Origin of the sequence: Alteromonas sp. K632G (assembly GCF_017653625.1) — a bacterium.
Classification (GTDB): Bacteria; Pseudomonadota; Gammaproteobacteria; order Enterobacterales; family Alteromonadaceae; genus Alteromonas; species Alteromonas naphthalenivorans.
In genome coordinates, this window is the sequence record NZ_JAGGDM010000021.1 from 45314 (window position 1) to 57655 (window position 12342).

Genomic DNA, 12342 nt, shown 5'->3' on the forward strand with positions numbered 1-12342 from the left:
TTGGCAGCTCTCACAGTTATTCGATTAACAAGGGAAAGACTATGGCAATTCCAAGTATGAGCGATTTGGCCCTAAGCGGTCAGCGCGTATTAATTAGACAAGATTTAAACGTGCCAGTTAAAGATGGTGTAGTCACCTCTGATGCACGTATTAAAGCTTCCATTCCTACTATTAAAGCTGCGCTAGATGCTGGCGCTGCGGTAATGGTCATGTCCCATTTAGGCCGCCCTACTGAAGGTGAGCCTGCGGAAGAATTCTCACTTCAGCCTGTTGTGAATTATTTGAACGACGCGTTAGACGTACCAGTAACCCTAGAAAAAGACTATTTAGACGGTGTTGATGTTGCACCTGGCTCGTTAGTTATTCTAGAAAACGTACGCTTTAACGAAGGTGAGAAAAGCGACGACGAAACCCTATCAAAGCAATATGCAGCCCTTTGCGATATTTTCGTGATGGATGCATTTGGCACCGCGCACCGTGCACAAGCGTCTACACATGGTGTGGCAAAATTTGCTACTAAAGCGTGTGCAGGCCCTCTTCTTGCTGCTGAATTGGACGCGCTAGGCAAAGCCCTAGATAACCCTAAACGTCCAATGGTAGCCATTGTAGGCGGATCTAAGGTATCAACTAAGCTTACCGTACTTAAAACCTTAGCTGAAAAAGTTGACCAGCTTATTGTTGGCGGCGGTATTGCCAATACCTTTATTGCTGCACAAGGCCATAACGTAGGTAAGTCGTTGGTTGAAATGGACTTAACGGAGCAAGCTACGCAGTTGATGAGCGATGCAGTATCAAATGGCGGAAATATTCCAGTGCCTACCGATGTGGTAGTGGGCAAAGCCTTCGATGAAAACACAGAAGCGACACTTAAAGCCGTTAGTGATGTCGCTGACGACGACATGATTTTTGATATCGGCCCAGATTCATCAAAAGCCCTTGAAAGCATTATTAAAAATGCGGGTACTATTGTATGGAATGGCCCAGTAGGTGTATTTGAATTTGAACAGTTCAGTGCAGGTACAAAGGCGTTAGCCGAGGCTATTGCTGATAGCGATGCGTTCTCAATTGCAGGTGGTGGTGATACACTGGCAGCAGTAGATAAATATGAAATCGCTGATAAGATATCTTATATCTCTACAGGTGGTGGTGCATTTCTAGAGTTTTTAGAAGGCAAAACATTACCTGCAGTAGCCATGCTAGAAGAAAAAAACAAATAAAATTAGCAGACTACTAAAAAATCGATTCCGATTTTCGCCGGCGATACATTGAAGTACGTCGGCATATAACGATAAACCCTACACCTGTTCTTAGAGCAGTATTATAAAAAAGGAGTGTTGCAATGGCATCACAAGCACAGCAGGCCATGCTAGATAAACTTAAAACGCAAGTTGGTTTTATTGCAGCTTTGGATCAAAGCGGCGGTAGTACACCAAAAGCGCTACGTTTATATGGCATTGAAGAGTCAGAATACAGTTCTGACGAAGAAATGTTTAACCTTGTTCACCAAATGCGTACACGTATTATCACCAGCACCCCTTTCAGTGGCGAGCGTGTTCTAGGCGCTATTTTATTTGAAAATACCCTAGACCGTGAAATTGAAGGTATGTCTACTGCCCACTACTTGTGGCAGAAGAAGCGCGTTATCCCTTTCTTGAAAGTGGATAAAGGGCTTGTTGAAGAGAACAACGGTGTACAGGTGATGAAGCCGATTGTTGGTCTAGATGCGTTACTGGCTAAAGCCGTAGCCCAAGACGTTTTTGGCACCAAGATGCGTTCAGTGGTAAAACTGGCTAATCATCAAGGTATTAAAGATGTAGTAGAGCAGCAGTTCGAAGTGGGTAAGCAAATCATCGCAGCAGGTTTAGTACCTATCATTGAACCTGAAGTAGATATTCATAGTCCTCAAAAAGCGGAAGCAGAAGCACTGCTTAAACTTGAAATTCTTACTCAGCTTAATTTGTTGAGCGAAGGCCAAGAAGTGATGTTAAAGCTTACACTGCCTAATGAAGCTAACTTCTATAAAGAGCTTGTTGATCATCCTCGTGTACTTAAAGTGGTAGCATTGTCTGGCGGTTACAACCGTGAAGAAGCTAATGCGAAACTTTCAGAAAACCAAGGCATTATCGCAAGTTTTTCAAGAGCACTAACTGAAGGTGTTTCTGACAAACAGTCTGATGACGAGTTTGAAGCGACACTAGACGGTGCGATTGAAGGTATTTACCAAGCTTCAAAAGCATAAGTTTTATTGTTTAAAAGGGGCGCTTGTCAGCGCCCCTTTTTTATTAATTATGTCCCGTCCTAAAATACGTTGACATAAAAACGTAAAAAGGGAGCATTAATGCTCCCTTTTCTATTGCTCGCAAACCGGCTTATTTAATAGAAAGGGTTAAGTCTAACGCCTTCCAGTACGCACTTTCTCGAACTAAGTCGGCGGCTAGGATGGGTTTTTCTTCCAACCAATCTTTAGGAAAAGTAAGGCTTAAGCCGTTCTTATCTGCATCAATCTCTATATCCGGCAAGAAGCCTTCTTGGCGTTTGATATTGAGCAACGCGCCAATACGTAATAAAGCGATAAGCTTTTTAACGGCCGCTAAATCGTACAAGTTAAAGTTGGGAAAATCGTTAGCCCGCACTTTCTTTCTATGAAAACGTACTAGGGTGGCCAATAATTCTTGTTGTTCTTGCGTAAACCCAGGCATATCTACGTTAGCGAGAATATAGGCACTGTGGCGCTGCACACCGCGCGAGTTAATTTGAATGCCCACTTCATGCAACAACGCCGCCCAACCCAACATGCTTTTAAAGTCGTGGTGTTTAAGTTTCCAGGCTTTTTCAGCATGGCTAAAGAGGTTAAGTGACGTGTTAAGCACAAGCGTAGCTTGCGCGGTATCCACATCGTAGCGGGTAGCTAAGCTGCTAGCTGTTCTGCCGCGTATATCGGCATGATGCAGCTCATCTTCCATCTGGTAAATCACGCCTTCGCGTAATGCGGCAGGGGAATAAACCAAAGTGTCTATTTCTAGCGCTTTAAATACTGCCACTAATATAGCCAAACCGCCGGCAATAACCACGCGTCTGTCTTCGGTTAAATCAGGGTAGTTAAGTTTGTCGATATGACCTGCACTAATAAACTGCTTCATTAAGTTACGCAGACTCTTGAGCGTAACGGGTATATCGTGGTCGTTGGGTCTATCTTGTTGGCATAAAGTGAACAACGAGCGAATTGTGCCCGACGTACCAACACATTGTACCCAACCCAGCTTGCGGTACTTATCTTGAATAAATTCCAGCTCTTGTTCAGCCGCAGTAATGGCCAGCTCAAAAGATTTGTTTTTTAATGACCCGTCTGGGAAGAATCGCTTAGTGTAGCTAACACAGCCCATTTGCAAACTACGGCAAATAAGCGGGTTGAAGCCCTCGCCAATCACAAATTCTGTTGAGCCCCCACCGATATCCACCACTAACTGCTGTCCATCAGCATGGTTAGTATGTGCTACGCCAGAGTAAATCAGGCGGGCTTCCTCCACGCCTGAAATTACTTCTACAGGGTAGGGCAGAATATCTTTCGCGGCATTAATGAAGTGGTGGGCGTTTTTGGCTTTGCGCAGAGTGTGTGTGGCCACAATACGAACCGAGTCGGGTTCGAAACCGCGTAGACTTTCAGCCACAATACGTAGCATCTTTAAACCACGTTCCATGGCTTCATCAGACAAAATATTGTCGTCGTCCAACCCCTCAGCTAACCTTACTTTTTGTTTAACGCGATGCAGAATTTGGACAGACCCAGCAACAATACGCGCTACCACAAGGTGAAAGCTATTCGAGCCAATATCTAACGCGGCTACTTTATTAACCTCACGGCTTTCAACGGTATCAAAAACGGATTCATGCTGAGTCATTTCATGCTGAGTCATTTAAGGTTTTATTTTCCTGCTTCTTTTTCTTCTTCTTTCACAAGATAGTCGTAAATCTCTATTTGTGAACGTAATTTCTTGCGATTGCCTCGAGCAACGTACTTGTTGCTTTGTTCCTTGTCAATCACTCTCGCTTTAAGCGTATCACGGAATTGTATATCCATAATATCGACAATGCGCTGTTGCAGGTTTTTATCGTAAATAGGGCAGCCTACTTCTATGCGGTTGTCCATATTGCGGGTCATCCAGTCAGCAGAAGAAATAAACACTTTTCTCTCACCGCCGCCTTCAAATACCATCACCCTAGGGTGCTCTAAGAACCTATCGACAATAGAGATGATTTCAATGTTTTCGCTAATACCTTTTAAGCCAGGTATTATGGAACACATCCCGCGAACAATACCGCGAATTTTCACCCCTGCTTGACTGGCCCGATACAAATCATCCATTAATTCCTTATCAACAAGGTTATTAATCTTAAAGGTAATTTGCGCAGGACGGCCTTCTTTTAAATGCTGAATTTCTTGACGAATAAGTGACTGAATTCGGGTTCTCGCGTTTAACGGTGAAATCTGCAAATGCTGAAATTTATACCGGCGGAAAGGGTATTGAATAAGGTCAAATACTGCCACCGCTTCATTGGCCAATTCTTGGTTTCGAGTGAATAAACTGTAATCGGTATAGATTTTTGCGGTTTTTTCGTTGAAGTTACCCGTACCAAAATGCGCATAGTTAATCATCGCGCCACGTTCTTCGCGGGTGATCACGCAAAGCTTCGAGTGAATTTTTAAGGTTGGCACGCCGAGCACTACGCGAATACCCGCATCGGTCATGCGTTTAGACCATTCAATGTTGGCCTCTTCATCAAAGCGAGCGCGCAGTTCTACCACTACGGTCACCTTTTTACCGTTATCAACGGCATCAATGAGCGAGTTGATAATGCGAGAGTTACTGGCCACACGATAAATATTAATGCGAATAGATTTTACGCTAGGGTCGAATGCTGCTTGGCGGACAAATTCGGTAACATGTAAGAATCGGTGATATGGGTAATACAGTAGAATATCGTGGGCGGTAATGGCATCGAATACCGTATTAAATTTGGAAAAAGCATTGCTGTCGATAGCCGGCAGCGGAGCATGCTCTAAATATTCGCGGCCCACGTTTGGAAAGCCAATGAAATCTTTAAAGTTACGATAGTGCCCTGCAGCATGCATGGTATCGAGTTTTGTTATACGTAAACGCTTACGTAAATCCTGCATCATATCTTCAGGCATATCGTTGTCGTAAATAACCCGAACAGGCTCGGCAATTAAGCGCTGTTTCATGCTCTCAGACATTTTTTCTACATAACTTTCGTCAATCTCGTCATTGATAGAGTATTCGGCGTCTCGGGTCATCTTGAATGAAAATGACTCGACTTCGTCAAATTTAACAAAGCCGCGGAAAATGTCTTCCAAGCTAAGCTGAATCATGTCATCGAGCATAATAATATGCTTTTTCTTTCGACTCTTTTCCGGCGGAATAAGCATAAAGCGAGACATTTCAGACGTAGGCACCTGAATAACCGCATAGCGCGTGTTGCGGTCTTTACGGCGCAGCGCGACATACAAATAAACAGATGTGCCATTTAAACGGCTTAACAAGTCCATTTTCTTGTCAATAATGATAGGGGCTATATGGCGAAGCACCTTATTGACGAAGAAGTTACGTACCCACTGCTTTTGATACTCGTTTAATTCATGCTTTTGCAGAATATGAATATTGTATCGCGCGAGCGCTTTTAAAACGTCTTTATGAATATGGTCGAACTTGTCGGAAAGCTGAACAACCTTTTGCTGAATAATCGCCATTAGCGCGGTTTGCTTTTCCGCTTCTTCTTCGTTGCCATCATTTTGGGCAATGGTTATTTGGCGTTTTACGTCAGCAGCACGAACACGATAAAATTCGTCAAGGTTGTTGGAGTAAATACCTAAAAAACGAATACGTTCTACTACAGGGTTGTTCTTATCTGCAGCTTCCTGCAAAACCCTTTCATTAAATGCTAACCAGCTAAGTTCTTTGGGATAATATAGTTCTGGGTTATCCATAATTTATCGTTTTTTCACTTCTTAAAATGGCCAAAGACTGACATCAGTCAATGACATTACTGTGACAACCCTTAGATATAATAGGGTTAATTCGTAGTCCCTTACCTCAACGAGGTGATTTGAAACCTTTCTGTGTCGCTAGGGCCTTATTGCTTGGCCTGTATATCCACTACCAAGTCGTTCGCCAACGATTCAAGGGCGTCTTGCAACGCATCGTCATCAAACCCTTCAGGCACCGCAATAACTGCATTAGCTTTAAAGATTAAACTTCCCCAGTTAGGTGCGCTTTCGCAGCGTGATGAGAAGTTGAGGATGTTAAGGTTAAATTGGTTTAGCACCGAGGTTAACTCTTGCACTATGCCGGCTTTGTCGTTGCCCATTACATCAACGGTAAGTTGATTGGTTAATGAATTGGGCGATGTATTCACTGCCACAGACTGAACCGATAAATCGGAAATGGCATTTAGCGCGTCGACAAGTTTTTCGTTTTCGTCAGCGGGAACGTGTACTTCAACAAAGCCGGTAAACATGCCTGCCATATGTGCAAAGCTAGAGCCTTGCCAATTACCTTTGTGCTTGTAGATGCACTTAGCTAGCGTATCAACCAAACCAGGCTTGTCTTTACCCATAATACTAATAATGAGCGATTGCATGAGAAACTCCTATTACAGAATCTGTAGAAATACGTTTGCTACTGTGGTTTTACGGTAATACCATAAGCCACACTGAAAAAGCGCTACTGGTTAGTATTGTTAATAAACCTTGATAACAACAGTGTTTGAGGCTGCATACTTTAGGCGTTATTCACCGGAACTAATCCAAAAGTTTTCGCTTGCTATTAGCATAACAAAACTTACACTGCTCACCAGTGTAATTTACACCTGATAATATTATTAAATAAGAATGACTTCCTACAGCGATAGCATCAATAAAAAACGCCAGCGCAATGATAAGTGGGGGCGATATATCGTCACCGGCTTTGGTGGGCTGGTATTGCTGACGCTGGTTATCTTAATTTCGCACCTTGTTAGTCAGGCTTTACCTCTGGCGTTAGTGCCTAATATTGAGAAAGAGCACCAGCTTGCATTGCCCGAAGGTAGCCAAGTAGAAAGCGCTGGAGATTTGCTTGGCGGTCAATTAGTGGTAACTAACGGTGAAGATTGCCGTTTAAGCTTATATGGCTACAAACGTCACGATTTCGCTAAGCATCACGACTACATTCGCCCTTGTGATCATCAATTGGCGACGACCTCTTTAATGGGCGAAAATGCAATTGTGGATATTTCTGCTGGCGGGCAAGTTCGGGTGGTGCCCGTCAGATCGTTAGCGTATCGCAGTGTAATAATCGCGAATCATTCAGACCCTTTAGCTCAACCTTCAAGCCTTGTGTCCTCTACAATATCTTTTGCTCTACCGGGCAAGTATTGGTCACAAACTACGTCTTGGCAATTTGCGTTCTCATCTAAGTGGGCGGCAATAGCGCTACATACACCATCGGGGACTTTTATTCGCTGGGTGAACCAGCTTAACCCCACGCAAATGATTGATAAGTTCTTTGCCAATGTTGATAAAATACATTTGTTGCCTGGTGCACAAATGATGTTGGTAGAAAAAGAAGCACACTTGTTCCTTTCACGTCTTTTCGAAGATGAATCACAGCTCTCGCTGTTAGCGTCTTTTGAGAAACTCAGCCGTAATGACATTGCTATTTTATCTCTAGAGAAAGACAGAACGTTTTTCTTACAAGATGGCACTAACCAAGTCACCCGCTGGGTATTACATCGCGATGCGAACACGCTCGGTTTCATTGAAACCTACCAGTTCCTTTTGAACGCGGACGAACGGCTGATTGATATAAAAGAGCATGCCAGTATTAATGTGGTGGCAGCGCTTACCGATAAACAACGCCTACTATTTATAAATCGAGTATCAGGTGAAGTGGTTACGACAATTGATTTGCCTGAACCCATGCAATCAATCTCTTGGTTTGGCAACCGTCTTTACGGCTATAACGATGATTCTATTTTCATTTGGCGGGCGAATAATTTAAGCGGCATTACTACGTGGCGGTCGCTATTTGCGCCGCAACATTATGAGGGATATACCGAAGCAGATACGGTGTGGCAAACCACAAACGCCACGGATTTCCAAGAGGCCAAGTTTAGTCTTACGCCGTTAATTATAGGTAGCTTGAAAGCGTCGCTACTGGCTTTGTTTATTGCTATACCGGTAGCAATAGGTGCAGCGATATACACCGCCTTTTTTGCAAAAGAGCGACTTCGCCATGCCCTGAAGCCCGCTATCGAAATGCTAGAAGCTGTTCCCAGTGTGCTTATTGGTTTTATCGCTGCCATTTGGCTAGCCCCCATGGCTGAACAGTTTCTATTTTCTTTTGCTTTTTTTCTTATTGTTGTTCCATTTGTACTCATTGCCGTGGCGTTTTTTCAACGCCCTGTTGCCGACCGCCTACCCGCTAAACTTCGACATGGCGCTGAGTTGGGCTTTGCGTTACTTGGCGTTTTTATATTGGGTTACATTAGTGTGGCATGGGCGCCAGAATGGTTCTTTAGCTTAATTAATGTAGATGGTTTTGACATGCTAGCCGCTGAGTCTGATAGCCCCATAGGAAAAACGACGATAGTGGTGGCGATAGCCTTAGGTGTGGCTATTTCACCGAGTATTTACTCCATTGCTGAAGATGCCATTGGGGGCGTGCCCGATGAGTTAAAGCATGCATCATTTGCGTTGGGCGCCACGCGGCTTCAAACCCTTAAATATATAGTACTGCATGTAGCGTTTCCGGGCATTATGGCGGCGATTATGCTGGGTTTTGGTCGCGCATTCGGGGAAACCATGATTGTGCTCATGGTGACGGGAAACACCCCAATATCGAGCTGGGGCTTAATTGAAGGCTTACGGGCATTAACGGCCAACTTAGCCATAGAATTACCCGAAGCCGATGTGTCATCTGCACACTATCAAATTCTGTTCTTTACCGCTGGCATACTGTTTGTTTTCACGTTTGTTGTAAATACGATTGCTGAATTTACTCGTCAACGCTTACGCAGTAGATCTTATTATGAATAATATGTTCAAAGGCGGCTTTAATGCCGTTCATCGCCAGTCGCTAGTGATATCGTTAACGGCGTTTTTTACTAGCTTGCTGTTAATTGCTTTGGTGAGTGTGTTGTTCCTTATTACCTTTCGTGGTGGTGCGTATTTTTGGCCTGAGCCCATTTATGATGTGACATATAAAGTTACCGGAGCCAATGAAAGTGCTAAATCCGAACATAAAATGTTCGCTCAGCTTTATATGGCAGACGAAGTAGAGCAAATATATCAAGTTCACTTTGCTGACGAACAAAGCCCTTACGGCTCACAAATGCAGTTGGCCAGTGCGGATATTATTAACAAAGAACTTGCTTACGGCAGTGCCGAAATAAAAACAAAAGATGGTCGCTTTGTATTGGGACAGCCAGAGTTTTTATCTACACCAGACAGCCGACGGGAAGACTTGTCGCTGTTTTCAGATATTCAAAACAGAGTATCGGCACTAAGTGCTCAAATTGAGAAAATTAGACGCGAGCGACTATCGCCCATTCATGAATCTTTGGCATCACTAGATAGCAAAGGTGTTGATCAAAATGCACCGGCAAGAGAGCGCTTAGAGACTCAGTTTGAACGCTGGCAGCATGAAGTTATTCATCTAGAGGAAGAGCGAGACGAATACGAACTCAGCGTCACTTTTGCCAATGCGCAAGCGTACGCTATTCGGGTGTCGGAAATTAAAAGCGTCGATTATGTAAGCCAGCTTAGCTATTTTGAAAAATGGCAGGTGGTATTTAGTCGTATTGCTACCTTCCTTACTGATTCTCCCAAACAGGCGAATACGTCTGGAGGGGTATATCCCGCGCTATTTGGCACCGTGCTGATGGTATTTTTAATGACCATTATCGTGACGCCTTTTGGCGTACTTGCGGCTATCTATTTGAGTGAATACGCTCCAGATACGCCGTTTACCACCGCTATAAGAATAAGCGTTAGTAATATGGCGGGCGTACCTTCAATTGTTTACGGGGTTTTTGGTTTAGGCTTTTTTGTTTATACCTTGGGTGGCAATATAGATGCACTTTTCTTTGCTGATAGATTGCCAGCGCCCACCATGGGGACCCCAGGTGTGTTCTGGGCGAGTTTGACCATGGCTATTTTAACCTTGCCAGTCGTTATTGTTGCCACCGAAGAAGGCTTGCGGCGGGTACCAGAAGGGTTGAAGCGGGGAAGTTATGCACTTGGCGCCACCAAGGTAGAAACTATCGCTAAAACCATTCTGCCCATAGCGTCACCCGGAATAATGACAGGCGTCATTTTGGCAATCGCTAGGGCGGCAGGCGAAGTCGCGCCTCTAATGCTGGTTGGAGCGGTGAAATTTGCTCCTACGCTACCTATAGATGGAGAGTTCCCGTATCTGCATTTAGAACGTCAATTCATGCACTTGGGCGTACTTATTTATGATGGCGCTTTTCATAGTCATACTGATGCGAAGAATTCTTCAATGATGTTTGCCGCCTGCTTGCTACTGCTAATAGTGGTATCTGTATTGAATGTGCTGGCAGTTATACTAAGAACGCGGTTAAGAAAGCGCTATTTACAAGGGTAACCTTTTACATGCTGAAGTTGTTTGAACGCAATACGCTCAACGTGGCCGACATCACTGATGACACCACGGCTATCGATGTGCGTAACCTTAATTTATGGTTTGGAAATAAGCATGTGCTTAACGACATTTCTATGCGTATTCCAAAAAACAAAATCACCGCATTAATCGGGCAAAGTGGGTGCGGGAAATCTACCTTGGTTAATTGCTTCAATAGGCTTAACGATTTGTACGATGGCTGCAAATACGAGGGTGAAATTAATATTGGTGGTCGCAACATCAATAGTAAAAAAGTGAACGTGTCGCGGCTGCGTACCCAAGTAGGTATGGTATTCCAGCGGCCTAATCCTTTTCCCATGAGTATATACGATAACGTATGTTACGGACTTCGCCTGCAAGGCATTAAAACTCGTCGCCATCTAGACGATGCGGTAGAAAGCGCATTAAAAGAAGCAGCGTTATGGGATGAAGTTAAAGACAGGTTGTTTGAGTCGGCTAATGCATTATCCGGTGGTCAGCAACAGCGCCTTGTTATTGCCAGAGCGCTAGCACTCAAACCCGACATTTTGTTGTTAGATGAGCCTACCTCAGCGCTAGACCCATTAACGACCTTATTCATTGAGGAGTTGATGGCTGAGCTTAAGAAGCGTTGTACTATAGTGATTGTTACCCACAATATGCAGCAAGCCTCTCGAGTTTCAGATTACACGGCGTTCTTCCATCAGGGGCGATTGGTTGAATATGCAGACAGCGATTCGCTATTCACTATGCCAGAGAAGAAACAGACTGAAGATTATATTACTGGCCGCTACGGCTAATTAGCAAAATCAGCAGTAGTGAATAGGAGCGATACAATGCGTCAGGTTGCACTTAATACCCATATTTCCGGAACCTTTAATATTGAGTTGGAAAATTTAAGAAACTCGGTATTAACCATGGGCGGCGAAGTAGAACAGCAATTATTAGATACCTTAAAAGCGCTTAAATTAAACCACCCTGGCTTGGCAGAAAAAGTGGTGTTGAATGACCTTAAGATTAACTCTATGGAAATCCAGATAGATGAAGAATGTATTCGAATTATCGCCAAGCGCCATCCTACGGCAAGCGATCTGCGCTTAATCATGACCATTTCTAAAGCCATCACCGACATTGAAAGAATGGGCGACGAAATAGAACGTATCGCTAAGCTGGTCACCCGTAATAAATTACCCAGCTCTGACACTATTAAAAGCAGCATGTTGTTAATCGGCGAACGTGTAGCGGCGATGATGCGGGGTACGTTCGATGCGTTTGCGCGTCAGGATGAAAGTGCAGCCTTGGCGGTGTATAAACAAGACAACCGAATAGACAGCGAATATAAACGCCTGCTTACCTACACCACCACAGAAATGGAAAAAACCACAGAAGATATGCAAGACTGGCTAGACGTGTTGTGGGCCATGCGTTCCTTAGAGCGGATTGGAGATAGGTGTAAAAACGTGTGCGAATACGTAGTTTATTTAACCAGGGGGACGGATGTAAGGCATACGCCGCTAGAAAACATTCATCAAAAGTTAGAAGATTTGAGTTAAAAAATGCTCAAAAACTGTCACAAAACCGCAACACTTGCCCAAATTATCATCGTATGAATTTAATTCCGTTGCGTTTTCTGTTTTTTCGTAGATTTTCACTATGGCTCTGCAGA

At 43.9% G+C, this 12342-nt stretch carries 9 protein-coding genes; 6 read left to right on the forward strand and 3 right to left on the reverse strand.

Features of this window, described 5'->3' with window-relative positions; genetic code table 11:
- Positions 1 to 41 precede the first annotated feature (41 nt).
- Positions 42 to 1217 carry a phosphoglycerate kinase gene (locus J5X92_RS18025; protein WP_126873048.1) on the forward strand — a complete coding sequence of 392 codons (1176 nt, stop codon included), beginning with the start codon at positions 42 to 44 and terminating at the stop codon, positions 1215 to 1217.
- Between the two features lie 122 nt (positions 1218 to 1339).
- The gene (locus J5X92_RS18030; RefSeq protein ID WP_126873049.1) at positions 1340 to 2239 is read left to right on the forward strand and encodes a fructose bisphosphate aldolase; all 900 of its coding nucleotides are present in this window, start codon (positions 1340 to 1342) and stop codon (positions 2237 to 2239) included.
- Between the two features lie 130 nt (positions 2240 to 2369).
- Here J5X92_RS18030 and ppx read toward each other — a convergent pair whose 3' ends face one another.
- The 3 genes from ppx to J5X92_RS18045 form a co-directional block, all read right to left on the reverse strand.
- Positions 2370 to 3899, reverse strand: coding sequence for an exopolyphosphatase (gene ppx, locus J5X92_RS18035; RefSeq protein WP_041453025.1), 1530 nt, complete (start codon positions 3897 to 3899; stop codon positions 2370 to 2372).
- 23 nt (positions 3900 to 3922) lie between these two features.
- A complete protein-coding gene (gene ppk1, locus J5X92_RS18040) occupies positions 3923 to 6004 on the reverse strand; it encodes a polyphosphate kinase 1 (RefSeq protein WP_013785316.1) in 2082 nt (693 codons plus the stop codon).
- A 146-nt stretch (positions 6005 to 6150) separates the two neighbouring features.
- Positions 6151 to 6657: an ACT domain-containing protein gene (locus J5X92_RS18045; protein WP_126873050.1), complete on the reverse strand. Its 507-nt coding sequence runs from the start codon at positions 6655 to 6657 to the stop codon at positions 6151 to 6153.
- 250 nt (positions 6658 to 6907) lie between these two features.
- Here J5X92_RS18045 and J5X92_RS18050 point away from each other — a divergent pair, with 250 nt between their 5' ends.
- From J5X92_RS18050 to phoU, 4 genes are read left to right on the forward strand one after another with little or no spacing between them, the layout of a single operon-like run.
- Complete coding sequence (locus J5X92_RS18050; protein WP_208806234.1) at positions 6908 to 9091, forward strand: ABC transporter permease subunit; 2184 nt, start codon at positions 6908 to 6910, stop codon at positions 9089 to 9091.
- The gene (gene pstA, locus J5X92_RS18055) at positions 9084 to 10661 is read left to right on the forward strand and encodes a phosphate ABC transporter permease PstA (RefSeq protein WP_208806235.1); all 1578 of its coding nucleotides are present in this window, start codon (positions 9084 to 9086) and stop codon (positions 10659 to 10661) included. The genes J5X92_RS18050 and pstA overlap by 8 nt, the downstream gene beginning before the upstream one ends.
- Positions 10662 to 10669: 8 nt before the next feature.
- On the forward strand, positions 10670 to 11476 hold the full coding sequence (gene pstB / locus J5X92_RS18060; protein ID WP_013785312.1) for a phosphate ABC transporter ATP-binding protein PstB: 807 nt from the start codon (positions 10670 to 10672) through the stop codon (positions 11474 to 11476).
- A 36-nt stretch (positions 11477 to 11512) separates the two neighbouring features.
- A complete protein-coding gene (gene phoU / locus J5X92_RS18065; RefSeq protein ID WP_013785311.1) occupies positions 11513 to 12229 on the forward strand; it encodes a phosphate signaling complex protein PhoU in 717 nt (238 codons plus the stop codon).
- Positions 12230 to 12342 lie beyond the last annotated feature (113 nt).